At 70.4% G+C, this 24,537-nt stretch carries 25 protein-coding genes; 3 read left to right on the forward strand and 22 right to left on the reverse strand.

The features are described 5' to 3' along the window. The 22 genes from BLQ14_RS08875 to BLQ14_RS08975 form a co-directional block, all read right to left on the reverse strand. On the reverse strand, positions 1-405 hold the full coding sequence (locus BLQ14_RS08875) for a bacteriohemerythrin (RefSeq protein ID WP_092500176.1): 405 nt from the start codon (positions 403-405) through the stop codon (positions 1-3). Continuing rightward, positions 398-919 (reverse strand): hypothetical protein, encoded by a 522-nt coding sequence (locus tag BLQ14_RS08880; protein WP_092500177.1) that lies wholly within the window; start codon positions 917-919, stop codon positions 398-400. Before BLQ14_RS08880 ends, BLQ14_RS08875 begins: the two co-directional genes overlap by 8 nt. After that, positions 916-2,523 carry a cytochrome b N-terminal domain-containing protein gene (locus BLQ14_RS08885; protein WP_092500178.1) on the reverse strand — a complete coding sequence of 536 codons (1,608 nt, stop codon included), beginning with the start codon at positions 2,521-2,523 and terminating at the stop codon, positions 916-918. Before BLQ14_RS08885 ends, BLQ14_RS08880 begins: the two co-directional genes overlap by 4 nt. Before the next feature lie 17 nt (positions 2,524-2,540). Further along, entirely contained in the window at positions 2,541-3,347 is an 807-nt protein-coding gene (locus BLQ14_RS08890; RefSeq protein WP_092500179.1) for an SCO family protein, read from the reverse strand. Beyond that, positions 3,335-4,198 (reverse strand): heme o synthase, encoded by an 864-nt coding sequence (gene cyoE / locus BLQ14_RS08895; protein WP_092500236.1) that lies wholly within the window; start codon positions 4,196-4,198, stop codon positions 3,335-3,337. The genes BLQ14_RS08890 and cyoE overlap by 13 nt, the downstream gene beginning before the upstream one ends. 85 nt (positions 4,199-4,283) lie before the next feature. Beyond that, positions 4,284-6,014 (reverse strand): cbb3-type cytochrome c oxidase subunit I, encoded by a 1,731-nt coding sequence (locus BLQ14_RS08900; protein WP_092500180.1) that lies wholly within the window; start codon positions 6,012-6,014, stop codon positions 4,284-4,286. Positions 6,015-6,027: 13 nt separating this feature from the next. After that, positions 6,028-6,582: a cupredoxin domain-containing protein gene (locus BLQ14_RS08905; protein WP_092500181.1), complete on the reverse strand. Its 555-nt coding sequence runs from the start codon at positions 6,580-6,582 to the stop codon at positions 6,028-6,030. Positions 6,583-6,606: 24 nt separating this feature from the next. After that, on the reverse strand, positions 6,607-6,780 hold the full coding sequence (locus BLQ14_RS15395) for a hypothetical protein (protein WP_170068358.1): 174 nt from the start codon (positions 6,778-6,780) through the stop codon (positions 6,607-6,609). 191 nt (positions 6,781-6,971) lie between these two features. Beyond that, on the reverse strand, positions 6,972-7,649 hold the full coding sequence (locus BLQ14_RS08910; RefSeq protein WP_245657020.1) for a Crp/Fnr family transcriptional regulator: 678 nt from the start codon (positions 7,647-7,649) through the stop codon (positions 6,972-6,974). Positions 7,650-7,831: 182 nt separating this feature from the next. Continuing rightward, on the reverse strand, positions 7,832-8,932 hold the full coding sequence (locus BLQ14_RS08915; protein WP_092500183.1) for a DUF1513 domain-containing protein: 1,101 nt from the start codon (positions 8,930-8,932) through the stop codon (positions 7,832-7,834). Positions 8,933-8,935: 3 nt separating this feature from the next. Continuing rightward, a complete protein-coding gene (locus tag BLQ14_RS08920; RefSeq protein WP_092500184.1) occupies positions 8,936-9,922 on the reverse strand; it encodes an imelysin family protein in 987 nt (328 codons plus the stop codon). Next, a complete protein-coding gene (locus BLQ14_RS08925) occupies positions 9,919-11,487 on the reverse strand; it encodes a di-heme oxidoreductase family protein (RefSeq protein WP_092500185.1) in 1,569 nt (522 codons plus the stop codon). Before BLQ14_RS08925 ends, BLQ14_RS08920 begins: the two co-directional genes overlap by 4 nt. 55 nt (positions 11,488-11,542) lie before the next feature. Beyond that, positions 11,543-12,028, reverse strand: coding sequence for a bacterioferritin (gene bfr, locus BLQ14_RS08930; protein ID WP_092500186.1), 486 nt, complete (start codon positions 12,026-12,028; stop codon positions 11,543-11,545). Then, positions 11,976-12,269, reverse strand: a complete 294-nt coding sequence (locus BLQ14_RS08935; RefSeq protein WP_092500187.1) for a (2Fe-2S)-binding protein — start codon at positions 12,267-12,269, stop codon at positions 11,976-11,978. The genes bfr and BLQ14_RS08935 overlap by 53 nt, the downstream gene beginning before the upstream one ends. An 85-nt stretch (positions 12,270-12,354) precedes the next feature. Further along, positions 12,355-13,620 carry an imelysin family protein gene (locus BLQ14_RS08940; RefSeq protein WP_092500188.1) on the reverse strand — a complete coding sequence of 422 codons (1,266 nt, stop codon included), beginning with the start codon at positions 13,618-13,620 and terminating at the stop codon, positions 12,355-12,357. A gap of 17 nt (positions 13,621-13,637) precedes the next feature. Continuing rightward, positions 13,638-14,117 carry a hypothetical protein gene (locus tag BLQ14_RS08945; RefSeq protein WP_245657022.1) on the reverse strand — a complete coding sequence of 160 codons (480 nt, stop codon included), beginning with the start codon at positions 14,115-14,117 and terminating at the stop codon, positions 13,638-13,640. 10 nt (positions 14,118-14,127) lie between these two features. Then, on the reverse strand, positions 14,128-14,292 hold the full coding sequence (gene hemP / locus BLQ14_RS15525) for a hemin uptake protein HemP (protein WP_245657024.1): 165 nt from the start codon (positions 14,290-14,292) through the stop codon (positions 14,128-14,130). A 587-nt stretch (positions 14,293-14,879) separates the two neighbouring features. Then, a complete protein-coding gene (locus tag BLQ14_RS08955; protein WP_092500190.1) occupies positions 14,880-16,157 on the reverse strand; it encodes a TRAP transporter large permease in 1,278 nt (425 codons plus the stop codon). Further along, complete coding sequence (locus BLQ14_RS08960; RefSeq protein ID WP_245657025.1) at positions 16,154-16,669, reverse strand: TRAP transporter small permease; 516 nt, start codon at positions 16,667-16,669, stop codon at positions 16,154-16,156. Before BLQ14_RS08960 ends, BLQ14_RS08955 begins: the two co-directional genes overlap by 4 nt. Before the next feature lie 168 nt (positions 16,670-16,837). Beyond that, positions 16,838-17,818 carry a C4-dicarboxylate TRAP transporter substrate-binding protein gene (locus BLQ14_RS08965; RefSeq protein ID WP_211295334.1) on the reverse strand — a complete coding sequence of 327 codons (981 nt, stop codon included), beginning with the start codon at positions 17,816-17,818 and terminating at the stop codon, positions 16,838-16,840. 29 nt (positions 17,819-17,847) lie between these two features. After that, a complete protein-coding gene (locus BLQ14_RS08970) occupies positions 17,848-18,915 on the reverse strand; it encodes an Ldh family oxidoreductase (protein WP_092500192.1) in 1,068 nt (355 codons plus the stop codon). Beyond that, positions 18,912-19,661, reverse strand: coding sequence for an SDR family oxidoreductase (locus BLQ14_RS08975; RefSeq protein ID WP_092500193.1), 750 nt, complete (start codon positions 19,659-19,661; stop codon positions 18,912-18,914). The genes BLQ14_RS08970 and BLQ14_RS08975 overlap by 4 nt, the downstream gene beginning before the upstream one ends. Positions 19,662-19,799: 138 nt before the next feature. Between BLQ14_RS08975 and BLQ14_RS08980 the strand changes: the two genes are divergently transcribed. The 3 genes from BLQ14_RS08980 (at position 19,800) to BLQ14_RS08990 (ending at position 24,537) form a co-directional block, all read left to right on the forward strand. Further along, entirely contained in the window at positions 19,800-20,804 is a 1,005-nt protein-coding gene (locus BLQ14_RS08980; protein WP_092500194.1) for a GntR family transcriptional regulator, read from the forward strand. Positions 20,805-20,926: 122 nt separating this feature from the next. Then, on the forward strand, positions 20,927-21,787 hold the full coding sequence (locus BLQ14_RS08985) for an FAD binding domain-containing protein (RefSeq protein WP_211295333.1): 861 nt from the start codon (positions 20,927-20,929) through the stop codon (positions 21,785-21,787). Next, on the forward strand, positions 21,784-24,537 hold the full coding sequence (locus BLQ14_RS08990) for a molybdopterin-dependent oxidoreductase (protein ID WP_092500195.1): 2,754 nt from the start codon (positions 21,784-21,786) through the stop codon (positions 24,535-24,537). Before BLQ14_RS08985 ends, BLQ14_RS08990 begins: the two co-directional genes overlap by 4 nt.

Genomic DNA, 24,537 nt, shown 5'->3' on the forward strand with positions numbered 1-24,537 from the left:
TCAGTGCTCGTGCGGGCCGAGCGCCCCGTGCAGGCGCGCGTCATGGGTGGCGAAGTGGCCCTCAAACCATTCGGCCAGCGCCTCGACGGTCGCCTCGGCCGCGGCTTCGGGCGCCTCATGGGCCTCGTCCATCAGCTCGCGCAGCCGGTCGATGAGCCGCTCGTGATCGGCCTTGTGCTCGGGGTAGGCGGGGTAGCCGGCCCGCTGCATCTGCCGCTCCTCATGGGCGAAATGGCCCGAAACGGCGGCCAGAAGATCGCCGAAGGCCGCGTCGATCTCCTCGGCCGGTGCACCGGCCCTGATGCGGCGCGCCGCGGCGTTGACCAGTTCGATGAGTTCCCGGTGCTCGTGATCGACAGCCGGATCGCCCACCGAAAACGACTCGCGCCAGACAAGTTCAGCCATCCTCTCGCCTCCCTTCGTGAAAAACGAATCCCCCCGCCTCGGTATCGAAGTCAATGGCAAGGTTCTCGCCTGGCGTGAGCGTCACCTGACGGGCAAGCTCCCACCGCGCCCCATCACCCTCGGGGTTTTCGGCCAGCCACAGCGCGATCTGATGCGGACCCGCAGGCACGGCGAAGCGTGCATAGAGCCGCGAGGGCCCCGTCCCCCACAACCCCGAGGGCGGCACGGCGCGGTCGATAAGCGCCTGCCCGTCGAGCACGAGGCGCACATGCACCGGGGCGCGGCGGCGGTCACAGATCTCGCGCAGGCGCATGTTGGGCGGCAGGCGGGCCAGTTCCTCCTCGCTGGCGGGGCGGCACGCGCGCACACCGCCATGGCGCAGGCTCAGCCTGATCACCGCCGCCTCGTCCGGCACGCTCTGCCAGCTCGGCCATTGCGAGACCGCCGCCACCGCAAGAAACAGCGCCAGCGAAACGGCCCCGCCGGTCAGAAGATGCACAACCCGCCCCGTCATTCCGCCGCCCTCCTGATCGTCTGTCGCCCGAGCGCCAACGCCTCGGCGCGCTCCTCCTCGCTCAGCGGGCGCACGCGCTGCAGCGGGCCGAGACCGGCGAGCCGCGCACCGAAATCGCTGGTCTCGCGCGCGAGCCTTGCGGCCTCGGTAGGCCCTGCCCAGACGGTGAGAAGCCGCTCGCGCGGGACACGCTCGCGCAGCATCGGGTCCCGCGCGCGGGCAACGCGCGCCTCGGTCCAGGCGCGGCCGAAGCGGTTGTGGCACTCGCGGGCGGCACAGCCGGCGATGACCACCCCATCCGCCAGCCCGCGCGAAAGGATGAAGTCGAACATCGAGGGCGGCGCCATCGCCACGCAGGGCATGACCACGCGGCCCGGCGCCTCCTCATGCCCCGCGCCATGCGCGCAGGAAAGCGTCAGCACCCGCGGCGCGCCGGCCTTGGCGGGCAGCGCCTCGGCTGCCGCGATCACCTGCGCGCGCAGCTCGGCAAGGCTGAGGTCGGGCAGGTCGATGCCCGTCACCAGCCCGCCCGAGCGCCGGAAGGGAGAGGACGAGGGGCAGGCGCCCATGCAGATGCCGCAGGCAACGCAGCGGTCGGGCAGGACCTGCGCCTCGAAGGCGAAAGGCGCGCCGTCGCTGCGGGGCACCATGCGGATGGCGTTGTAGGGGCAGTCGGCCACGCAGCGCTCGCAGCCGTTGCAGTGGTCGAGAAACACTTCCGCGGGCTTCTCGCGGGGCGGGCGCGGCGGCGCCCAGGGCAGGGCGGCGACCGCCACCGTGCCCACGACCGCGCCGATCCAGACAAGCGGCGCCGCGGCGCGCTCGAGGACGGGGTAGGCGGAGAGGAAGAACCAGTCGAGCCCCACCGCCTGCGGAACGGTCGAGAGATCGGCCGGGCCGTTGAGCGGGGCGGGAGCGATCAGCGCGGCGACAACGAGCGCCCCGAGCGTGATGGCCGCGAGGCCGCGCGGCGGGCGGGTGCGGGCTGCGGAGATGCGCTGGATGTGGATCCACATCAAGAGAAGCAGGATCAGCGGGATGGCGATGTGGAGAAACACCATCAGCGTGAAGAAGCGGTCCGACAGATGCGCGGGCGAGAGGAAATTGCGCGCGATCGGCTCGCCGAAGATGCCGAGGGTGTCGAGAAACTCCGCGGTGGTGATCGCCACATATTGCGCCAGCCGGTCCCAGACGAGCCAGAATCCGGTGATGCCGGACATGTAGACGAACCAGATGATCGGCACGCCGGTGAACCATGAAAACCACCGCGCCCCGCGAAACCGCCCGAGCGCCCATTCCCGCAGGAGGTGGGTGAACATCACCACCACCATCAGGTCCGAGGCGTAGCGGTGCAGGCTGCGCGCAAGCCCCGCATGCCACCACCCCGCGCGGCTCATCCACTCGATCGAGGCGTAGGTCTCCGTGAGCCCTGTGTCGAAGAAGGCGAAGAGATAGGCCCCGGTGACGGTGACGATCCAGAACAGGAACCACCCCAGCGGCCCGAGCTGCGCCAGCGGGTTCCACTCCGGCCCGAAGGCGCGGTCGAGCCCCCTCTCGATCCGGTCGAAGCCGCGCGCGAGCGGCCCCGGTCTGCCCTTGCTCATGACACTGCCTCGCCCTTTCAGGTGCCGCCCGCCTGCATCGCCCGGCGCCGCTCTCGCCACAGCCGCAGGATCACCAGAGCGGTCAGCAGAAGCGACAGCGCACCGAAGAAGACACCGAAGAAGATCGCGTAGTCGAAGCGGTAGGCGCCGGTGGCCGGGTCATAGGTGGTGCACAGGAAGGCGATGCGCTTCCACAGATCGGCAGGCTGCGGCGACAGCGCCGCGCCCCCGAGCACCAGCTCCTTGAGCGGCTCGACCAGCATCGGCGGCGGGAAGTCATCGCCATAGACCTGCCGGAACACCTCTCCGCCCGGCGCCAGCACCGTGGTCTGGGTCACATGGCGGAAGCCTCCGGCGATGTCCTCGTAGGAAAAGCCGAGTTCACGCAGGAGCACCTGCGTTGTCGCCGGATCGGCCGACGCGACCCACCAGCGGGGCATGTTCTCGATCCGGTGGCTCACGGCAAAGCCGCGCAGCTTCTCGGGGCTGTCTCCGCGGGCATCGAAGCCGAAGGTGAGCACGTTGAAGCTGTCGGCGCCGAGGGCGCGCCGCGCATCGAGCACCACCTCGCGCAGATGGTCGCTGACCACCGGGCAGACGGTCCCGCAGGAGGTGTAGACGAGCGAGATCACGAGCGGGCGGTCGGTGAGCGCGCCAAGCCGCAGCGCCGCGCCGTTCATGTCGGTCAGGCGATGGTCGCCCACGCCATTGCCGATGGCGGCCTGGCTTTTCTCATAGGCCTTCCGTGCGGGGTCATCGGCCGTTGCCGCGCCTGCGCAGAGCGCGAGGAGCGCAGCGAGAAGCCCCGCCCTCAGAGTGCCCATTGCAGCCCCCTGTCGGCAAAGAGCCCCAGCGCAAGGGCGGCGAACTGGATGAGCGAGGCGCGGAAGCAGGCCATCGCGTTCTGGCGGGCGGGATCGCGCATCAGCCGCCAAGCGGCCTTGAGAAAGATCGCGCCGCCGACGATCGCCCCGGCCGCGTAGAGCGCCCCGTAGCCGTAAAGGAGCGGGCCGAGCGAGAGCGCCACCAGAAACACGACATGGATGAAGATCACCGGCCCCCACACCGCATGCGGCTGGACCACGGGCAGCATCGGGATGCCGGCGCGGCGGTAGTCGGCCCCCTTGGCCGCGGCCAGCGCCCAGAAATGCGGCGGCGTCCAGAGAAACAGCCACGCGGAAAGGATCAGCGGCACGGGCTCCACCACCAGCCCGAATTCGGGCGCGGCGGCGGCCGCACCGGCCAGAAGCGCGAAACTGCCCGAGGCGCCGCCGATGACCACGTTCCACACCGAGCGGCGCTTGAGCCAGACGGTGTAGATCACGGCATAGGTGAGCGCGCCGAGAAGCACGAAAAGGCTCGCGAGCCCGCCGCCGACCGCAAGGGCCAGAAACAGCGCGCCCGCGAGCAGCGCCAGGAAGGAAAGCGGCCATACCGCTCCCGGCTTCAGCCGCCCCGTGGCGAAAGGACGCCCGGCGGTGCGGGCCATCAGCCGGTCGGTGTCCCGTTCGTGGTAGTGGTTGTAGGCCCCCGCCGCACCGGACGCGCCGAGCACGGCGAGGGCAAAGAGCATGGCGTCGGCCCAGCCCATGCCCCCGGAGGCGGAGACGATCCCCATCAGGGCGGCGAGCGCCACGAAGGAGCCGATGGACAGTTTCATCAGCGAGGCGGTCATCGCGGCGGCCGCGCGCAGCTTGTCGCTGGCCATCATCGGGGTTGGTGTCGCCTGCAGGGTCATGGGCCGGACCTTTCCGTGAGTGTCAGTTGAACAGCCAGAGCTCGGAGAGGTACTTCCAGTTGACGAAGTAGTAGAGCACGAAGGCGGCGAAGAAGATGCCGACGAGGATGATCGTGCCCGGCAGCTTCAGCGTGCCCTCGCTGCCATACTCCGAGACCTGACGGCTCGCGTCATGCAGGGGGAAGACCATCTTCGCGTCCGGCCCGTCGAGCTTCGGCCCGGCGAGGATCGAGGCCACCACGGTGACGATGAAGACGAGCCCGCCGAGGGCGGCGAGGATGGCGAAGAGCCCGTTGAGCCCCATCATCAGATAGGCCGCGGCCGGGAACTCCACCGCCCGATGCGCGGCATCGGCCAGCGAGATGTCCCAGTGCCGGCGCGGCACGCCGAGCGTCCCCGCCCCCATCATGAACAGCGAGATGCCACCCGCGCCGATGCCGAAGAGGTAGGGTTGCCACTTCGCCAGCGTCGGCCAGATGATGTCGCGCCGGAAGATGAGCGGCACCACGAGCCAGGTCATCGCCATGAAGGCCAGCGTCGTGCCGGCAACCACGGTGCCGTGGAAGTGGCCCGGCACGTAGAGCGTGTTGTGCATCAGCACGTTGAGCTGCTCGGTGCCGAGGATCACGCCGGAGATGCCGCCGATGAAGCCGAACATCACCAGGCTCAGGAACATCCCCGAGAACGCCGGGTTGCCCCAGGGCGCCTTGGTCAGCCACTCGAAGGCGCCGCGGGTGAAGCCGTTGCGCCGCTGCGCCGCCTCGATCGCGCCGGGCACGGTGAGGCCGTGGATCATCGAGCCCAGCACGGCAAGATACATCATGTAGCTGGTGTTGACGATCTTCCAGCTCGCGCTCATCCCCGGCTCGGCCAGCAGGTGGTGGGCCGAGGCGAGCTGCAAAAACAGGATGTACATCAGGAAGGCCATCCGGCTGACCTTCTCCGAGAGCGGCTTTGCACCCAGCACCATCGCCGCGATGGCGTACCAGATCGCCACATGGGCAGAGACGTTGATCTGCTGGGAGGAGTGGCCCATCCCCCACCAGACGACCTTGTACATCAGCGAGTCGATCTCGGTTATGAGCCCGAGCGACCAGAGCCAGGTCGGGATGAGGATGATCGCGCCCGAGGCCAGCGTGAACACGGCGATAATGGCCGCGGTGATGGCGCCGAAGGTGACGAGCGGCACCGAGCCGTCATAGGTGTTCTCGTTCTTGGCCACGACCAGCGTGGCGAAGAAGACCATCACCGAGATCAGCGCGCCCACCGCAAAGACGATGAGCGAGAGATAGAACCAGTGCGAGGCCTGCATGGGCACGTAGCTCGTGAACATCACCGTGCTGTCGCCGCGCAGCACGGCGTAGTTGGCCATCAGCGCGCCCACGAGCATCAGGATGTAGCCCAGCCACGCGACCTTGGGTGCCGCCAGCCGCGAGCCCAGAAGGATCGCCGAAGCGAAGAAGAGCACCGCCATCTCGAAGAAGATGATCCAGAACAGAAGCACGTTCGCCCCGTGCCCGGTGAGCACGAGGTAGAACCACTCGGGCGGCAGGATCTGCACGGCCGGCCAGCGCGTGAGCGCCACGCCAAGCCCCATCAGCCCGCCGAGCGCGAGGAAGATCACCGCCGTGACCGCGTGCACCTTGATCAGCGTCTCGGCGGCCTGATCCACCTTGAGCCCGGTGAAGCGGCACATGCGGTAGGGCGCGTTGACCACGCCGCTGCCGGCCGCCGTTGCGTCGATGCTTGCCATGGGTTTGCCCCCTCTATTCGACGACGCGGATCAGCCCGGTCATCGTGTGATGGCCGATCCCGCAGTATTCGTTGCAGACGATCCCGAACTCGCCGGTCTCGGTGGGCGTGAGATTGATCACGTGCTCATAGCCCGGATGCACCGAGATGTTCATGTTCACGGGCTGGAGCGAGAAGCCGTGCTGCCAGTCCACCGACGAGATGTGGATGCGGTATTTCACGCCCTTCTTCAGCTCCACCACCGGCCAGAACTCCCACAGCCGGGCGAGGATGTAGACGTCGCCCCCCTCGGGCGGCGCGACGACGGGCGTGCCCTCGACCTCGACCGGCTCGCCATCGGCGCCGATCTTCTGGTACTGCTCCGCCCAGGCGGCGACTTTCTCCTCATAGGCCGCGGGCTTGACCCGGTAGGTTTCGGTGGAAAGGTTCTGATCGCCGATGAAGTGCCAGGCGATCATGAAGAAGAACATGAACAACCCCCAGAGGAAGGCGATGACGATCCAGCCCAGTTCGACGCCGTGGATCGGCTCCTTCCACCAGAGGCGATTTGCCGGAGGTGTGATGGCCATGATCGGACTCCTGTCGCTGACGGGCTACTGGCCGACGGGGACCGAGGCGACCTCCATGATCCCCCAGATCAGGTAGAGGACGGCCGGAACGGTCACGCCGAGGAAGAGAAGCAGGAACGGGTTGTCGAGCACCTGCTGCATCATGGGCACCTTTTCACGCGCCTCGCCCGCTGGCGCCTTTTGGGGGGTTTCTGCCATTGTCGATCTCCTGTCCCTTGTGCTAGCGACATTGCGGCGCCCGTTGCGCCGGCACCGCCGCTGCACAGCCGATTCGCGCTGCCCGCCGCCGCAGGGACGCGGCACGGACGGACAACGTCGTCCGACACGCTAGCTGAAAGCGACGAAGGGGTACTTGACTTTGGTCAATGCCTACGGAGCCGCTGGGCGGATCACCGTGCGGCGCGGCCCTGGGGCAGGGGCTCTTCGTCGAGCCAGGCACGCAGCGCGCGCAGATCGCTGATGCGGGCGCGGTTGCGCTCGACATTGACGCCGAGGGCGCGCAGTCGCGCGAAGGCGCGCGAGAGGCTCTCGGGTGTCATGCCCAGACGGGCGGCGATGAGGCTCTTGTCGTAGGGCAGGATGACGATGGCTTCGCGCCCCTCGCTCGGCGCGAGGTCGAGCAGAAGTTCCGCCACCCGCTCGGGTCCGGTGCGCGCCTTCAGCGTTTCCACCTGCCGCACGAGCTCGTGCAGATGCTGGAATACCTCCGACACGACCGCGATGGCCGCTTCGGGTTCGCGAACGAGGAGCTGGCGGAAGGCGGCAGCCGGAACCTCGAGCACGCGGCAGTCGGTCGCCGCTTCGGCAGAGACGGGGTAGCTGTCGCCCCGCAGTGCCACCGGCACGGCGAAGGACGCTCCGGCCGTCATCGTTGCCACCACCGCCTCCGATCCGTTGGCGGCGGTCCGGTAAAGCTTCACCCAGCCGTCGATCACGAGATAGAAGGCGCTGGCCGGTGCACCCTGCAGGAACATCGTCTGCCCGCGTTCGAACTGAAGAACCCGGCTTCGCGCCAGAAGCCTGCGGCGCAGGGCTTCGTCAAGCGACGAGAGCAGCGCACAGCGCATGACGGCACGTTGTGTGGCCCGATCGGTTTCGCCCTGCATCCGTCCCTTTCGCCGCCGGTGTCGAGGAAGCCCGAGGCTCCCGCGGTGGCCCCGCTGCCAGATGTCGCCGCGCTGAACCTAGCCTGCGATGGTCCGCGTTGGCAACACGGCCCGGCCTGGCCCGCCCCTGGGTGTCCCTGCTGTCAGGCGCGCGGGGGCCGACATGCGGGCAACGGCACGAGGTGATTGTCCCATGCCGCGCCGTGGCGCGCGAGCGGCCGGGCCTTGCCGCCGGCAATCGCGATGACGCCGCCGAGCCCGTCGGTGGCCAGAAGCCCCGAGGCGCCGGCGGCGAGCCCGCAGATGTCGGCCCGCGCCAGCGCGCCCAGGAACGTGCCGTCCGGCGCGAAGCGCTGCAGCCTGCCGCCGCGCGGGGAGGTGATGGCGACCTCCTCGCCACCGGCCGCGAAGGCGACGCTGCCGGCGTAGCCGCGCATCGCCAGGAGCTCGGGCAAGGGCGGCTCGGCCAAGAGCGGCGGCGCCCCGCGGCGGTGCAGCCCCAGAAGCGGCGGTGCCTCCTCGGGCGCCCCCTGCCACTGCATGGCGAAGGCCACCAGCCCGTCACCGCGCACGGCGAGATGGCGGATGGAGTTCCTGTGCAGCGCATCGTCGAGCTCGACGCGCTCCTCGAGCCTGCCGGTAAGGCCGAGATAGGCGAGGTTCGGGCGCATGCTGTCGATGTTCAGCTTGCGCCGGTCGGCCGGATCGGTGGCGATGCCGCCATTGGCGACCACCAGAGTCGCGCCGTCAGGCATCAGGCACAGCTCATGCGGGCCGATGCCGTGGGTGGAAAACTCGCCGGCGCGCCGGTAGCCTGCTGCCACGTCCCAGACGCCGACGCGGCCTTCGCTCGTCTCCGAGACCTGCTCGCTGGTGAACAGCAGCGCCCCGTCGGCGGCAAAGGTGCCATGGCCGTTGAAGTGCCGCCCGGGCGGTGGCGCGAGGCGCTGCAGAACCCGGCCCCGCGCGCAGTCGAGCACCAGCGCGAACCGGCCGGGCCGGCGCGCGAAGACGATCGCCTCGGCGCGGTCGGGATGGGCGGCGCCGGCATGGCCGCGCGCGGGCAGATCGACGCGGAAGGTGACGGCGCCGCCGGCCTCAATGCCATAGAGGGCGAAGCGGCCGTCGATGTCGCGCGCGGCGGCCAGATGCGTGGGGCTGCCCGCCGCAGCCCAGGAAAGCGGCGGCGCGGCTGCGGCGCCGATGGCGGCCAGCGAGGCGAGGAATGCGCGGCGCGTGGTCATGTCTCAGTCTCCATCCTGGGCGTTGAAGCCGGCAGTGAGCCCGAGGCGGCTGCCGATCTCGGCCTCGATGGCGGATTTGAGGGCGCGGACCGCCTGCTGAAGGATCTCCAGCCGCAACCGCGCCACCGGATCGGTGATGTCCTGAAAGGCAGGGTCGGTGATCGCTGCGGCGGCCTCCCGCACCCGCGCGAGTGCCGCGTCCGACCGGGGCAGGGGGGTGTCGGCGAGGGCGGTGGCAAGAGCGTGCGCGGATTCGCTTGCCAGAAGCGCATTGCGCAGCGAGCGGCCCGAGCGCCACGCCTCCGCCAGACGGGGGCGGGGGCGCTCGAAGCTGCCGAGCGGGCGGCCGAGGCGCTGCCCGGCGGTGAACTCGAGGCTCGCGATCACCTGGGTGTAGAGCGCGCGCATGGCCTCGGCCGGGGTGAGAAAGGTCGCGTTGCCGGGGCTGCCGGCATTGCGCAGGAGCGGCGCGAACTCCTCGCGCCAGCCGCGCTCGAGCGCCTGCGCCTGGGCGGCGAGATCGGCGGTGATGGCGCGCGCCAGCGTGCAGGAATAATCGCCCTGATCGTAGCGCGCGAATTCGGGGTCGTGGATGAGCATCTCGAGGGCAAACAGCCCGCGCGCGGCGATGGAGACGGTCGCGAAGGTGGCCGGGTCGCGCGCCACCGGGTCGCGGGCGGCGATCAGCCCGGCCAGGGCGCGGCGGGTGAAGCCGCGCGGATCGGGCCAGAAGGCGACCGACAAGGCACCGGTCTCGGACGGGCCAAGTCGGATGTCTCCCACTGCCATCCAGGCATCGAAGGCGGCGTGAAAGGGCGCGTGCAGCGTCGAAGCCCTGCAATCGGCGCGGGCGGCCTCGCCAAGCGCGCCCGCCGCCACGGCGAAGCGCGCGAAGCCGGGCAGGATGTGCGCATCAAGCGCCCGGTCGACGCCCGCGCGGTCAGGCAGGGCGGCAAGGACGAGAAGGAAGACGGCGGTCAGATGTCTCACAGGCTCTCCAGGAACTTGATCAGCGCCGCCCGGTCCTCGGGCGGCATGGTCACCACGCGGTCGCGCGCCTCCTGCGCCTCGCCCCCATGCCAGAGGATGGCCTCGAGCAGCGAGCGCGCCCGTCCGTCGTGCAGGAAATAGCTGTGGCCCGAAACGGTGGGCGTGAGCCCGATGCCCCACAGGGGCGGCGTGCGCCATTCGCGCCCATCCGCCCGGCCCTCGGGGCGGTTGTCGGCCAGCCCCGGCCCCATGTCATGCAGCAAGAGGTCGGTATAGGGCCAGATCAGCTGGAAGCTCGCCGGATTGTCGTCGGCCAGCCGGTGGGTGACGAATTTCGGCCTGTGGCAGGCCGGACAGCCGGTCTCGTAGAAGACCTGCCGGCCGCGCAGCACCTGCGGATCGTCCACGTCGCGCCGCGCCGGCACGGCGAGGGTGCGGCTGTAGAAGGCGACGAGGGCGAGGCTCTGCTCGTCGATCTCGAATCCGCCCTGTTCGGCGTCATCGCCATGGATCGCTTGGCGGCAGGCCACCTGCGCCTCGGTGCACTCGCCCCACGGCTCGGGATAGAGCGGGTTCGAGATGCCGATGTCACCGGAGAATGCCGCCGCCGTCTGGTCGAGCACCGTGGGCTGGCCCGCCTTCCAGCCGAAGCGGCCGAGCATGGGCCGGCCATGCGCGTGCGACCAGACCACCTGCGGGCGGCCGGAGATGCCGTCGCCGTCGGCGTCATCGGGGTCGGCCAGCGCGAGGATGTCCTCGGTGGGGATCGCCTCGAGAAGCCCCATCCCGATCATCTGCGGCGCCACGCGCGGGCTCAGCATCGCCTGGGGATGCAGCGGGCCATAGCCGAGGTCGGCGGCGGTATAGCTGGGCGCGCGCAGATGCGCGACCTCGCCGCCCGAAAGCGGCACCTCGATTTCCTCGTAGCTGACCTCGAGGCGGTATTCGGCGGGGATGCCGGGCAGGCTGAAATCCTGCAGCTGCCCGCCATACACCGGGTCGGGCGCGGTGGGGTGCGTGCCCTCGATATAGGCCGCGATCTCGTCGGCCGCGGCCTCGGTGTCGGTTGCCGGGATCGACACGCGCAGGAACATCGACACGGCGCTGTCACCGGGGCCTTCGGGCGGGTGGCCGCGCCCGTCCTTCAGATGGCAGCGCTGGCAGGAGCGGGCGTTGAACAGCGGCCCGAGCCCGTCGGAGGCGATGGTGGAGGAGGGCGCCGAGACCCACACGCGGCGGAACAGCCCGTTGCCGACGCGGAAGTCGAGCTCCTGAGCGAAGCTGAGGTTCGCGGCGGGCTGCGAGAAGGCGTCGGCGGTGGGGCGCGCGCGCACGGTCTGCGCGCCGGCCGGGTTGGCCTCGAAGGGCCAGGGCGCGGAGAAATCCGTGGGCGGCGCGGTCACCGCCTGGACGCGCGCGCGCTCCTCCTCGGTGCGGGGGATGATGTCGAGGTGAACGTCGCTGAGCGCCGCCCAGGTCGCGGAGACAGGCTGCAGAGGGGCAGGCTCGGTGGAATGGGCAGGCTCGGTCGCGGCCGGGCCGGCGAGCGCGCCAAGGGTGGCCATGAGCGCGAGGAGCGCGCCGGCGGCTGCCGCCGCCGGCGCCGGGTGGTCATCGCGCCTATTCGGCCTCGTCCATCGTCGAGGCGTTGAGCTGGGCGTAGCGTTCGGCGCCGATCCTGTCGTGCAGCGCCAGCTGGGTTTCGAGAAAGTCGATGTGGCCTTCCTCATCGGCGAGCAGCTCCTCGAAGAGTTCCTTCGTCACCCAGTCGCCGACCGAGGCGCAGTATTCGCGCGCCTCCTTGTAGAGCGCCCGCGCCTCGTGCTCGGCGGCAAGATCGCACTCGAGCGTCTCGCGCGGGGTCTGGCCGGTGCGGATGGGGTCGAGTTTCTGAAGGTTGGGATGACCTTCGAGAAAGATGATCCGCTCCATGATCTTGTCGGCGTGATGCATCTCCTCGATCGATTCGGCGCGGCTCTTTTTGGCCATGTGGCCGAGGCCCCAGTCCTGCTGCAGCTTGTAGTGCAGCCAGTACTGGCTGATCGCGGTGAGTTCACTTCTGAGCGCGCGGTTGAGATAGTCGATGACCTTCGGATCGCCTTTCATCTGCCTTCTCCTGTGTTGCCGCGCGGGAATTTCCGCGCAGTTGCATGGGTACTGCGAGGTTCTCGTTTCTACGCATGGTTTCCACGAAAAGCGAGATGCAACCGCCACAATCGGCGGCCTTTCCGAGGGCACGGTAGATCTTGCGGGGGGTGATGATCGCCTCCGGGTCGGCGGCGCGCATCCAGTCGATGGCGCGGTTGATGTCGTCGTCGGTGATGCTGTTGCAGTGGCAGATGATCATGGGCACGGCCTGCGGGAGCGGGTTGGATTGCGGTTCGGGGCGGGTGGGGGAGGCGGGTCACGCCTGCACCCCGCCCCGCCGCGGGCTACTGGAAGACGGCCGAGGGGTTGTCGAGGCTGTCCGAACCCTCGATCGTGACGCCCCCGAGGGCGAGGGCATCGACCACCCGCTCGATGGAACGGGTCTGATCGATCAGCGCCTCGACGGCCTCCATGATCAGCCGCTCGCCGTTCGCGTTGCCGCGCGCGAGCATCTGGTCATAGGCGTGGCCCGCCTCGGCGACGGTCTTGATCTTCAGGAGCGCCAGCACCGAGGCATCGAGGCGGGCGCGCATCTCGGCATCGAGAGCAGGGTCGGCTTCGGCCACGAGATCGGCTAGCGACGGGCCCGCGACGCGCCGCCCGTCAATGCCGACATATTCGCCGAGGTACACGTTGCGGATGCCGAGCCCGTCGTAGAAGTGGCTGTTGTGGGTGTTGTCGGAGAAGCAGTCGTGTTCCTCCTCGGGGTCGTTGAGCATCAGGCCGAGCCGCATGCGCTCGCCGGCAAGCTCGCCGTAGGAAAGCGACCCCATTCCGGTGACCATGGCCCGCAGCCCGGCGGTGGCGTCGGCCTGAACGGCGGCGCGCGCCGCGCCCCCCTCGGCCCATTGCGCCGCCATCCATTCGAGGTCCTCGACCAGAAGATCGGTGGCGACCCTGAGATATTCCGCGCGCCGGTCGCAATTGCCGTGGGTGCAGGCCTCGCCGCGCGCGTAGTCGGTCCAGGGCCGGTTGCCGGCGCCCGGGGCATGGCCGTTCAGATCCTGTCCCCAGAGCAGGAACTCGATCGCGTGGTAGCCGGTGGCCACATTTGCCTCGATCCCGTCGGCCTCGTGGAGAACCTCGCGCAGAAGCTCGGGCGTGATGCGGCTGGCGTCGATCTCCCGGCCCGACAACGTGAAGCGCGGGTGCGCGATCACGTTGAGCCCGCCGAGGGGGTTCTCGTCGCTTGGCCCCGCGTCCCCCTCGACATAGTCGATCAGCCCCTCGTCGAGCGGCCAGGCGTTCACGCGGCCTTCCCAGTCGTCGACGATCGGGTTTCCGAAGCGAAACACCTCGGTCTGCTGGTAGGGCACCCGGGCGCGGATCCACGCCGCGCGGGCAGCCTGCATCGTCTCGGCCGATGGCGCCTCGATCAGCGCCTCGACGGCGCGGCGCAGATCGCGGGCGGCGGCGAGGCTGTCCAGATAGCCCGCCTCTGCGATGTCGGCATATGTGTCGAGCACCTCGGCGGCCTCGTGCGCGGCCGAGGGTCCGGGGGCCGTGGCTGCCAGCGCGAGGGCGCCGAGGCCAATGAGGGTGTGCTTCATCTCCGATCTTTCCTCTCTCAGTGAAGTTGGCGGGCGGTTTTGGGAGCAGCCGCGGCCGCGGGCGTGCCGCGCAGCAGCATGCGCTTGACCGCAAGGCCGAAATCCCGCAGCGCGGCGACGAGATGGGGCGCCATGTCGGGGCGCACCAGCAGCGTGGCAAGGAGCATCGCATCCTCCCGCTCGCCGGTGGCCGCTCCCGCGACGAGCGCGGCGAAACAGGCTTCGTCGGCGCCCAGACAGCTGCACCCCGGCTGATGGCGCATCAGCTTGCGACGCCCATGCAGCGCCAGAATCGTGCAGCCCTCCTCGAGCGCGGCCAGCGCGGCGCGCCCGGCCGAGGCGCCGAGCCCCGTGGCAAGATCGTTCCACACCTGCGACTGACCGCATGGGCCCTCGCACCAGAGCCGCAGGTAGAGCACCGCGAGCCCTTCCAGCGGCTCGAGATCCTCGATCCGGCCCACCGGCATGGCGCCGCGGATATTGGCGTGTTGCGTCACCGGCCGCTCCCTACTTTGTCAGGATGAGCTTGCCCGCGCGCGTGATGCGCAGGCTGTAGAGCTGCCCACGGTGCTCGATGAGCGCCAGCCTGCCGCCCGCGGTGAGCTCTTCGGCCCTGTGGCGCGGCGGCGTGGCGCGGGGTGCGGCGGGCGCGTCACCCTCATCCCCGCTCACGCTGGCCCGTCGCGCTATGGGGCCGCTCGATCCGGTCGAGCCAGTCGAGGAGCCATTCGATGCCGCCGAACCTTCCTGCTTCTCCGCTGCACAGCAGGTTCCAGATCTCGTCCCTTCCGAGGGTCCGGCCAGACCGGAGATTCCATGGGGCGGCAGGCTGGTCATGTCGCTCGTCCATCCGCAAGATTCCCGTGGGTGGTCCTGGCTCCTCCGGCCTGATCGCGGAGTGGCTTGGAGCGTGACCAAATTCCTAGTGATTTTGTCGGATATGTCAACCCGAGTCTTTTGATCGGAAATTGACCGCACCGAGCGCACCGACCACCGCCATCACCGGCACCGGCACGGCACCGGCACTGGCACTGGCACCGGCGCGGGGCGCGTCATTCGCGCATTCTCCGGGCAAGGCCCGGGAAGGCTTCCTCCTCCTCGCCCGAGACACATGCCCGCGAAACGGTTGGGCAGCGTGGCCTGCGCCGCGCCGGGGCGCGGGGGCCGCATGTGCCCCCCGCCGTGAGAGCGGAGCCATGCCTCACCGCCGCGGCGGCGGCCCTCGGCGAGGGCACCGCGCGGGTCCGCCGCCGGCGCGGTCAGTAGATCAGGTTGGGCAGGAACAGCACCAGCCCGGGCAGGAACACCAGCGCAACCACCACGAGCGCAAGGGCCAGGAACAGCGGCACCGAGGCGCGCGTGTATTCGCCGACGGGAACCCCCAGGATCGCGCACACGGCATACATTGCCGCGCCCACCGGCGGGGTGAAATTGCCCAGAGTGGCGGCGATGATGAAGACCATGCCGAAATGCACGGGGTCCGCGCCCATGCCGCGCACGATCGGCGGCACGATGGGCGTGAGCATGATGATGAGGATGGTGGCATCGATGACGAAACCCGCCGCCAGCACCGCCAGCACGATCAGCACCATCAGTGCCTCGCGGCTTTCGGTCAGTCCGAGCATGGCGCGGGCGATGTCCTCGGGCACGCGCTCGAGGATGATGCCGTAGGAGAAGGGCGCGCTCAGCGCGATCAGCAGCATCACCCCGCCGATATCGCCAAGCGAGGTTTCGATGGCCTGGCCGAGTCCCTTGCGGCTGAGCTCACGATACACGGCGATGCCGATCACCAGGGCATAGAAAACGGCAAAGGCGCCGATTTCGGAGGGCGTGAACAGCCCCGAGCGCAGGCCGATGAGCAGCATGACCGGAAACAGCATTGCCCAGAAACCCGCGCCGAGCGCCGAGAAAGCCTCCGCCGGGCGGGCGCGGCGCGTGCGCTCGGGCGGCCAGCCGCCACGGCGGGCAATGAACGCGGTGGTCAGCGCCAGAGCCAGCCACAGGCACAGCGCAGGCAGGATGCCGGCGGCAAACAGCCGCCCGATCGAGACATTGCCGATCGAGCCATAGAGGATCATCCCGATCCCCGGCGGGATGATCGGCGTCAGCACCGCGCCGAACGAGAGAATTCCGGCGACAAATCCACGGGACATGCCGCGCGCGATCATTTCGCCGCCGATCATGCGCGCCTGCATCGCCGCATCGGCGATGGCCGAGCCCGACACGCCGCCCATCAGCCCCGAGAGCACCAGCGAGGCCTGAGCCAGCCCGCCGCGCAGGCGGCCGGTCAGCAGCGTGGCCAGATCGAGCAGCCGCCCGGTTATGCCGCAGCGGTTCATCAGGTTGCCGGCGAGGATGAACAGCGGAATCGCCAGGAGCGAGAAGTTCTGCGTCTGCGAGATGGCCTGCTGCGCGGGCTGCGTGAAGGGCAATTCGGGATGCTGCAGGAAGAACACCGCCCCCGCCCCGGCGATGGCGAAGGCCACCGGCAGGCCCATGACGAGAAGCAGTGCGAAGACGATGGCGACAAGGGTCATGCGCCGTCCTCCCCGCCGCGCAGAAGTCGCCGGATGCGCCCGAGGGTGGTGACGAGCATCAGCGCCGAACCCACCGGCAGCGCCATCGTCACCCATGAGTAAGACACTCCGGGAATGCCCTGAAAACTGCGCGCCCGGCTCACCCAGGCCAGCCAGCATCCGGCAACGACGCCATAGGCGAGGATCGCGGCGATGATCGCGAGGTTGACCAGCGTCAGAACGCGTCGCGCCCGGTCGGGCAGGAGACTCGAGAAGAGGTCGAAGGCGATGAGGCGGTCCTGACGCCAGGCGATGTCGGCGGCGAGGAAGGTGGCCCAGGCAAAGAAGCAGGTGGCAAGGTCGATCGTCATGTTGAGCGGCCGGCCGACCATGCGCGCCACGCCGCCGGTGAAGATCATCGCCACCATTCCGACCAGAAAGAAGCCGGCCAGAAACACCTCGGCCCGCTGGAGCCAGCCGATCAGCCGTGCGAGCCTCCCGCTGCCCTGCATCTCCTCCGCTCCCCTGGCCATGGCGTCACGCCCCTGGTGCGGCGTGCCCGTGCCGTCTGTTTCCCGAATTCCCCGGGCGTTTCCCGGGCGCGCGGCCGGGCGCGCGCGGCGCCTTCGGCCGCCGCGCACGCCCCCGGGGCCGCGTCCGGTTGCTCGGCGCCCCGTTCAGCGCCCCGTTCAGGGCCCCGTTCAGCGCCCCATGTCGGCCAGAACCTTGGCCCGCGCCTCGGTGAGGCCGAGCACCTCATATGCCTTCTCGCCGGCCTTGCGGAATGCCTCGAGGTCCACGTCCTCCACGATGGTCATGCCGCGGCGCACAAGCTCGGCCTTCGCCGCTTCCAGCGCGTCGGCGATCACCGCCGATGTCTCCTGGCCTGCGGCGCGGCATTCCTCGGTCAGCGCCGCCTGCACGTCCTCGGGCAGACCGTCGAACCATTCCTCGCTGACGATCTGGAAGTTCACCAGCAGGATGTGACCGGTTTCGTTGGCGTGGCTGAGCACCTCGTTGAGGTTGGCGGCCGTGATGTTGGTGTAGACAAGCTCGGCGCCGTCCACCGCGCGGCTCTGCAGGCCGGTGTAGATGTCGCCGAAGTTCATCGCCACCGGAGTGGCGCCGAGGGCGCGGATCGACTCCTGCCAGATCGGCGCGGGGGGCGTGCGGATGCGCAGCCCGTCCAGATCCTCGGGTGCGCGCACCGGTCGGTTGGTGAAGAAGTGGCGCTGGCCCTGCACCCAGTCGAAACAGACCACGCGGATGCCATGATCTTCGGCCAGCTCCTCGATCCAGCCCTGCATGGTGGGCGAGTCGGCCAGCGCGAAGGCCTCCTCCTTGTTCGCGACCATGTAGGGCCCGTTGACCACCGCGATTCCCGGCACATAGTTGCCAAGCCGGGCGGCGTCGGTGTTCTGGCCGACGTTTGCCCCCTGCCGGATCTGCTCGATGATGTCCTCCTCCACGCCGAGTTGCGAGGAGTGGTACACGTCGATCTTCAGCCTGCCGCCGGTGCGTTCGGCGACGCGATCCGCCCAGGCCAGAAAGCCCTTGTGGAAGGGCTCGTTGGGCCCGAGCACGTGGTTGAAGCGCAGGGTCCAGCTCTCCTGGGCCTGCGCGGCCAGCGCCGTGGCCGCGCTCACGGCCAGTGCGGCGATGGTGGTTTTCATGGCTGTCATTGCCTTTCCTCCCTTTGGTGGTCTTCCTGTCACGGGGTGCCCGTCATCGCGGCCGGCATCTCGATCGATGCCGCGGCGGCGATTTCCTGCATGGACGCGAGCGTGTCGGGATCGATCGGCACGCCCTCGCGCTCTCGACGCGCGGCTTCCTCCCACTCCCGGTCGCCGGGCGCGAGCACGCGGCCGCCTTCGGCCGGGCGGCTGCCGCGCAGCAGCGACAGATAGCGTCCCATTCCCTCGAGAAACGCCTCGGCGCCGGCAAAGGCGGCCGGGTCGATGGCCAGCACGAAGGCGCCCATGCGCCGGGGCGTCGACCAGTCCGGGCCCAGCATGGGCAGGATCTCGGGGCTGAGCCGCATGCCGGTCATGACCGCCGAGAGCACCTCGGCGAGGCCCGCGAGCCCGGCGCCCTTGTAGCCCTGCTCGCGCCCGAGCGGTGCCAGCATCGCCACGCGGGCGGGGTCGGTGGTGTCGCGGCCGTTCTCGTCGGATGCGGTGCCCTCGGGCAGCGACAGTCCGAGCGACTGGGCCAGCTTGACCCGGTTGAACGGAATGGCGCTTGTGGCCATGTCCAGAAGCCACGGCCGGCCGGGGGTGGGTGCGGCAGCGGCGATCGGGTTGGTTCCGTGAAACCTTTCGGCTCCCTCGTGCAGCCGCACGAAGGCGTCGGAATTGCACACCACCATGCCGAACAGCCCCTCGCGCGCGATCTCGAGCGCGTAGGCGCCCGCGGCGCCGAAATGCGAGCTGCGCACCACCGCCACCGCGGCCACGCCGCTTGCGCGGGCAAGCTCCACCGCGTGGGCGGCGGCAAGATAGGTACCGCGCGCGCCGTGACCGTCATCGGCATCGACGATGCCGCTGCCCGCGCGGGTGCTGCGGAACCGGGGCGAGGGGCGGCCATTGACGCGGCCCTCCCCGATGGCGCGGCAATAGTGCGGGAGCAGCCTGAAGCCGTGACTGTCGATCCCGTGCAGGCTGGCGTGCAGCATCGCCCGCGTGGCATCCCGGGCGCTGGGGGCATCGGCTCCGGCCGCGCGCAATGCGGCCTCGGAGAAGGCGCTGAGCGCCTCGGCGGGGAAGCGGGCCGCGCTCACAGCGTCTGCCCTCCGTCGACCACGATGACCGATCCGGTCATGAAGGCCGACTCGTCGGAGGCCATCCACACGGCCGTCGCCGCCATCTCCTGCGGCGTGCCGAGCCGGCCCATCGGCTGGCGCGCGATGAAGGCGCGGCGCGTCGCCTCGGGGTCTTCGCTCGCGCGGATGCGTTCCTCGAGCGAGGGCGAGGCGGTGGTGCCGGGACAGAGCGCGTTGCACCGCACGCCGGAAGCGATGTAGTCGCGCGCGACCGACTTGGTCAGCCCGATCAGCGCCGCCTTGGTGGTGCCGTAGGCGCAGCGCCCCGGCACGCCGCTGATGCTGGAGGCGACGGAGGCGACGTTGATGATGTTGCCCCGCCGCCGCGCGATCATGCCCGGCAGCACCAGGCGGATCAGCCGCACCGGCCCCATCACGTTGATCGCCCAGCTCCGCGCCCAGTCCTCCTCGCTGCTCTCGAGGAGCGCGCCGTTGGCGACCCATCCGGCGCAGTTGACAAGAATGTCCACCTGCTCCTGACCGAGGCTGTCGCCGAGCGCGTCCACCGAGGCGGCATCGCCTACGTCAAGCGCAACCGGGCGGATGGCCGGGTTGCGCTCCGGCAGGTCGGCCATCTTCTCGGCCGTGCGGCTGGCGGCGATCACCCGCGCTCCCTCCGCCGCGAAAGCCAGCGCGATTTCGCGGCCGATCCCCTGTCCCGCGCCGGTGATGAGCGCCGTCCTGTCCTGCAGCCGTCCCGCCATGGGCCGTCCTCGTCTCCACGCATTTTTGAACTTTGTATACCGTATACCTTAAAGGCGCCGAGTCGCAAGACCCGCTGCCGCGGCCGCACTGCCTGGGGGCCGCTTCCGGTGCCTTGGGCGAGCTGTTATCGTGTGGCAATGAACCAGAGCGCACCGACACCGGCCGCGGCGGAGCCTGAGGGCGGACACCTCTATCGGCGCGTGGCCGGGCTGCTGGCGGAGGAGATTGCTCAGGGCAGGATCGCCGGGGGCACGCGGCTCTATGAAAGCCGCGTGGCCGCGCGCTTTTCCATCTCGCGCACGCCCGCGCGGCAGGCGCTGGAACTCTTGGCGCGCAAGGGGCTGGTTCGTGCGGCGGGCGCGCGCGCGCGCGGCTATGTGGTCATTGCCGGCGCGCCGCCGGGGCCGGGCGAGCGGCCGCCCGCGCCGGTGTCGAGTCTGCCCGAGGTTCCGCTTTCAAGCCGTCCGGCCTGGGAGCGCATCTATGGCGAGGTGGTGGACGCCATCGCCAGCCGCATCGTCTTTTCCTCCTGGTGGATAAACGAAACCGCCCTTGGCCAGCACTACGGCGTCTCGCGCACCGTCGCGCGCGAGGTTCTGGCGCGTCTGCAGGCGCAGGGTCTCGTGACGGTCGAGGGCAAGCGCTGGACCGCGCCACAGCTGACCGAGCGCCGGGTGGCCGAGCTCTACGACATGCGCGCCATTCTCGAATCCGCCGCGTTGCGCGAGGCGGCGCCGGCCTTCTCCACCGCCCGCCTCGGCGAGATGTGCGCCAATCTCGAGGCGGCGCTGGCAGGCGAGCCCTCGGGCGAGGAGCTCGACCGGCTCGAGGGCGAGCTGCATGTGGAATTCCTGTTGTCCTGCCCGAACCGCATGCTCCGCCGCGCGGTAAGCCAGCACCAGGCATTGTTGCTCGCCCACCGCTTCTTCTACCGCTGGACGGCGCGCCTCTTCGAGGTCGAGCCTTTCCTCACCGAGCACCTGTCGATCCTGCGCGCGGTCATCGACGGGCGGATCGATGCCGCGGCGGAGGAGATTGCCGCGCATCTGATGGCCTCGAAGCGCCGGGCCATGCGGCGGATCGATGAAGTGCGCGCGCTCGTCCGGCTGGAGGAGCTTGGCTACCTCAAGCCGCTCCGCTGAGACAGGCGGCCGCGACCGTGCGGGCCCGATCCCGCGCCGCCGTCTGCGCCGTCCGCCCTTCGCCGGTTGACAGCGGGCGGGAGTGGGGAGCACCATCGCCGCATGCCACAGGGAGGCAGGCCGTGCAGGAGCTGTTCCGGCCCCGCGATCTGAGCGAAGCGCTCGCGATACTTGCCGCGCGCAGCGAGGTTCGGCCGGCCGCGGGCTGCACCGATCTGTTCCCCGCCACGGCGGCACCGGCACTGCAAGGCGCGCACATCGACCTCACGGCCCTGGAGGAACTCTCGGGCATCTCCCGCACGCCCGAGGGCTTCCGCGTGGGCGCCGCGACGACCTGGCGCGAGGCGATCGAAGCCGATCTGCCGCCCGCCTTCGAGATGCTCAAGGAGGCCGCGCGCGAGGTGGGCTCGCCCCAGATCCAGAATGCCGGCACCATCGGCGGCAATCTGTGCAATGCCTCCCCGGCGGCCGACGGGGTACCCTGCCTTCTGGCGCTCGATGCGCAGGTGGAGCTTGCCTCGGCCGAGGGGCGGCGGATGCTGCCGCTTGGCAAGTTCATCACCGGCCCGCGGCAGACGGCGCTCGGGCCGGGCGAGCTTCTGGTGGCGGTGCATGTGCCGGGCGAGGCGGCGCGCGGGGCAAGCCGGTTTCTCAAGCTCGGGGCGCGTCGGTATCTCGTGATCTCCATCGCCATGGTCGCGGTGCGGCTCGTGGTGGAGGAGGGGCGCGTCGCCTCCGCCGCGGTCGCGGTGGGCGCCTGTTCGCCGGTGGCGCGGCGGCTCGAGGCGGTGGAAGCCGCGCTTGTCGGCGCCGAGGCCACGCCCGCCCTTGCCGCGCGGGTGCGCGCGGCGGATGTTGCCGCGGCGCTCTCGCCCATCGACGACGTGCGCGCTGACGCCGGTTATCGCCTCGAGGCGGCGGCCGTGCTGGTGCGGCGCGCGGTTTCGGAGCTTGTCACCCATGCCGGGGAGTGCGCGGCATGAACCGGCCCGCCCCCGCCATCGGCTTCTCGGTCAACGGGCAGGCGGTCGAGGTGCCGACGGCGCCTGCGCGCCGGCTGTCGGAGGTGCTGCGCCGGGCGCTTGGGCTCACCGGCACCAAGGTCGGCTGCGACGCGGGCGACTGCGGCGCCTGTACCGTGCTCGTCGACGGCGCGCCCGTCTGCGCCTGCCTCACCCCGGTTGCCCATGTGGCGGGCCGGGCCGTCGAGACGGTGGAGGGGCTCGCCGCGGGCGGGGAGATGAGCCGGCTGCAGGAGGCCTTTCTCGCCCATGGCGCAGCACAATGCGGCATCTGCACGCCGGGGATGCTGATGGCCGCGGCGGCGCTTTTGCGGCAGAACCACCGCCCCGACCGCGCGGCGGTGGAGGAGGCGCTCTCGGGCGTTCTCTGCCGCTGCACGGGCTATGCCGCGATCATCGACGCCGTTCTTGATGCCGTCGGAAACGGGCCGGCCGCACGCGCCCCCGATCTCGGCCGCGGCGGCGTTGTGGGCCGGCCCCTGCCGCGGCTTGACGGCGCGCCCAAGGTGCTCGGCACCGAGTGCTATGGCGCCGATCACCTGCCCGAGGGCACGCTAGAGGTTCGCGCGATCCGCTCGCCGCACGCGGCCGCGCGCTTCGCTCTCGGCGACATCGGCGCATGGCTGAAGGCCCAGCGCGAGGGGCTGATGGTCTTCACCGCCGCCGACATCCCCGGCGAGAACCGCTTCGGCACCATCCCCGCCTATGCCGACCAGCCCGCGCTTGCCGAGGGCCGCGTGCGCTTTCGCGGCGAGGCGGTGGCACTTGTCGCCGGCCCCGCCGAGGCGATCGAGGCGGCCGATCTTGCCGCCTTCCCCGTCGCCTGGGAGCCGGAGGCGGCGCTTCTGTCGCCGGACGAGGCCGAGGCGGTGGGCGCGCCGCTCCTGCATCCGGGCCGGGCGGGCAACATCGTCGCCGCCGGGCGCGTGTGCTGCGGAGACGCCGAGGTGGCGCTTGCGCAGGCGGCGCATGTCGTCGAGGGGGCGGTCGAGACCGCCTTCGTCGAGCACGCCTATATCGAGCCCGAGGCGGGCGTTGCGTGGATGGAGGGTGAAACGCTCGTCATTCGCGCCTCCACCCAGTCGCCGGTGATGGACCGAGACGACACCGCGCGCGTGCTGGGTCTTGCACCCGAGCGCGTGCGGGTGGTGCCCTGCGCCACGGGCGGCGGCTTCGGCGCCAAGCTCGACCTTTCGGTGCAGCCGCTGATCGGGCTCGTGGCGCTGAAGACGGGGCGGCCTGCGCGCATGGTCTGGACAAGGCCCGAGTCCATGGCCGCCTCGACCAAGCGCCATCCGGCGCGCATGCGCGCACGCGTCGGCTGCGACGGCGAGGGGCGGCTCGTGGGCATGGAATTCGACGGTGTCTTCGATACCGGCGCCTACGCGAGCTGGGGGCCGACGGTGGCGGTGCGCGTGCCGGTGCATGCCTCGGGGCCCTATCGCATCCCCAACTATCACGCCACCGGGCGCGGGGTACATACCAACAATCCGGTCTCGGGTGCCTTCCGCGGCTTCGGCGTGCCGCAGGCGGCGATATTGCAGGAGACGCTCTTCGACCGGCTGGCGGATGCGGCGGGCATCGACCGGCTCGAGTTCCGGCTGCGAAACGCGCTGCGCGAGGGTGATGCGACCGTCTGCGGCCAGCGGCCGGGCGGTGTGGGCATTGCTGCCTGTCTCGAGGCGCTCGCTCCCCGCTGGCGCGCGGGTCTCGCCGAGGCCGAGGCGTGGAACGCAAGCGGCGGCGCGATCCGGCGCGGCGTGGGCGTGGCCTCCTGCTGGTATGGCTGCGGCAACACCGCCATTGCCAACCCCGCCACCATCCGCATCGGTATCACCCGCGAGGGGCGGGTGCGTCTGCATCAGGGCGCGGCCGACATCGGGCAAGGGGCCGATACGGTCATCACCCAGATCGCGGCGGATGCGCTGGGGCTGCCCCTCGAGGCGATCGAGCGGGTGGGCTATGACACCGCGCTTACGCCCGACTGCGGCAAGACCTCCGGCTCGCGCCAGACCTTCATCACCGGCAACGCCGCGCTCAGGGCGGGGCGGGCGCTGCGCGCGCGCATCCTTGCGCTCTCGAACGCCGGCGCGGAGGCGCGCATCGCCATCGAGCCCGGCCGCATCCTTGTCAGCGAGGGCGCGGTCAGGCGCGAGATCCGCCTTGCCGATCTGGCGGAGGATGCGCAGGGCTATGTGCTCTCGGCGGAGGAAAGCTACGACCCGCCGACCACCCCGCTCGACGAGAACGGGCAGGGCGCGCCCTACGCCGTCTACGGCTGGGGCGCGCAGATGGCCGAGGTGGAGGTGGACATGGAGCTTGGCACGGTGCGCGTGCGCCGTATCACCGCCGCCCATGACGTGGGTCGGGCCATCAACCCGCTCCTCGCCCGCGGCCAGATCGAGGGCGGCATCGCGCAGGGGCTGGGGCTGGCGCTGATGGAGGAATACATCCCCGCCCGCACCGAGAACCTGCACGACTATCTCATTCCCACCACCGGCGACATGCCCGAGATCGACACGATCCTGATCGAGGTGGCCGACCCCGAAGGGCCGTTCGGTGCCAAGGGGCTCGGGGAGCACGCGCTGATCCCGACCGCACCCGCGATCCTCAATGCCATCCGCCATGCCTCGGGGGCGGTGCTCACCCGCCTGCCGGCGCTGCCGCACCGGGTTCTCGCCGCGATGCGCGCGGGGGAGGCGGGGCGGTGA

Source organism: Meinhardsimonia xiamenensis, from assembly GCF_900102905.1.
GTDB lineage: Bacteria > Pseudomonadota > Alphaproteobacteria > Rhodobacterales > Rhodobacteraceae > Meinhardsimonia > Meinhardsimonia xiamenensis.

What these genes read in the sequence shown, in the direction of transcription:
- BLQ14_RS08990 (WP_092500195.1), top strand. Translation starts at nt 21,784, where the DNA reads ATGAACCGGCCCGCCCCCGCCATCGGCTTCTCGGTCAACGGGCAGGCG.
- BLQ14_RS08875 (WP_092500176.1), bottom strand. Translation starts at nt 405, where the DNA reads ATGGCTGAACTTGTCTGGCGCGAGTCGTTTTCGGTGGGCGATCCGGCT.
- BLQ14_RS08975 (WP_092500193.1), bottom strand. Translation starts at nt 19,661, where the DNA reads ATGGCGGGACGGCTGCAGGACAGGACGGCGCTCATCACCGGCGCGGGA.
- bfr (WP_092500186.1), bottom strand. Translation starts at nt 12,028, where the DNA reads ATGAAAGGCGATCCGAAGGTCATCGACTATCTCAACCGCGCGCTCAGA.
- BLQ14_RS08955 (WP_092500190.1), bottom strand. Translation starts at nt 16,157, where the DNA reads ATGACCCTTGTCGCCATCGTCTTCGCACTGCTTCTCGTCATGGGCCTG.
- BLQ14_RS08960 (WP_245657025.1), bottom strand. Translation starts at nt 16,669, where the DNA reads ATGGCCAGGGGAGCGGAGGAGATGCAGGGCAGCGGGAGGCTCGCACGG.
- BLQ14_RS08915 (WP_092500183.1), bottom strand. Translation starts at nt 8,932, where the DNA reads ATGACCACGCGCCGCGCATTCCTCGCCTCGCTGGCCGCCATCGGCGCC.
- BLQ14_RS15395 (WP_170068358.1), bottom strand. Translation starts at nt 6,780, where the DNA reads ATGGCAGAAACCCCCCAAAAGGCGCCAGCGGGCGAGGCGCGTGAAAAG.
- BLQ14_RS08890 (WP_092500179.1), bottom strand. Translation starts at nt 3,347, where the DNA reads ATGGGCACTCTGAGGGCGGGGCTTCTCGCTGCGCTCCTCGCGCTCTGC.
- BLQ14_RS08905 (WP_092500181.1), bottom strand. Translation starts at nt 6,582, where the DNA reads ATGGCCATCACACCTCCGGCAAATCGCCTCTGGTGGAAGGAGCCGATC.
- BLQ14_RS08940 (WP_092500188.1), bottom strand. Translation starts at nt 13,620, where the DNA reads ATGAAGCACACCCTCATTGGCCTCGGCGCCCTCGCGCTGGCAGCCACG.
- BLQ14_RS08880 (WP_092500177.1), bottom strand. Translation starts at nt 919, where the DNA reads ATGACGGGGCGGGTTGTGCATCTTCTGACCGGCGGGGCCGTTTCGCTG.
- BLQ14_RS08965 (WP_211295334.1), bottom strand. Translation starts at nt 17,818, where the DNA reads ATGACAGCCATGAAAACCACCATCGCCGCACTGGCCGTGAGCGCGGCC.
- BLQ14_RS08935 (WP_092500187.1), bottom strand. Translation starts at nt 12,269, where the DNA reads ATGATCATCTGCCACTGCAACAGCATCACCGACGACGACATCAACCGC.
- BLQ14_RS08910 (WP_245657020.1), bottom strand. Translation starts at nt 7,649, where the DNA reads ATGCGCTGTGCGCTGCTCTCGTCGCTTGACGAAGCCCTGCGCCGCAGG.
- cyoE (WP_092500236.1), bottom strand. Translation starts at nt 4,198, where the DNA reads ATGACCGCCTCGCTGATGAAACTGTCCATCGGCTCCTTCGTGGCGCTC.
- BLQ14_RS08925 (WP_092500185.1), bottom strand. Translation starts at nt 11,487, where the DNA reads ATGGCCACCCTTGGCGCGCTCGCCGGCCCGGCCGCGACCGAGCCTGCC.
- BLQ14_RS08980 (WP_092500194.1), top strand. Translation starts at nt 19,800, where the DNA reads ATGAACCAGAGCGCACCGACACCGGCCGCGGCGGAGCCTGAGGGCGGA.
- BLQ14_RS08900 (WP_092500180.1), bottom strand. Translation starts at nt 6,014, where the DNA reads ATGGCAAGCATCGACGCAACGGCGGCCGGCAGCGGCGTGGTCAACGCG.
- BLQ14_RS08885 (WP_092500178.1), bottom strand. Translation starts at nt 2,523, where the DNA reads ATGAGCAAGGGCAGACCGGGGCCGCTCGCGCGCGGCTTCGACCGGATC.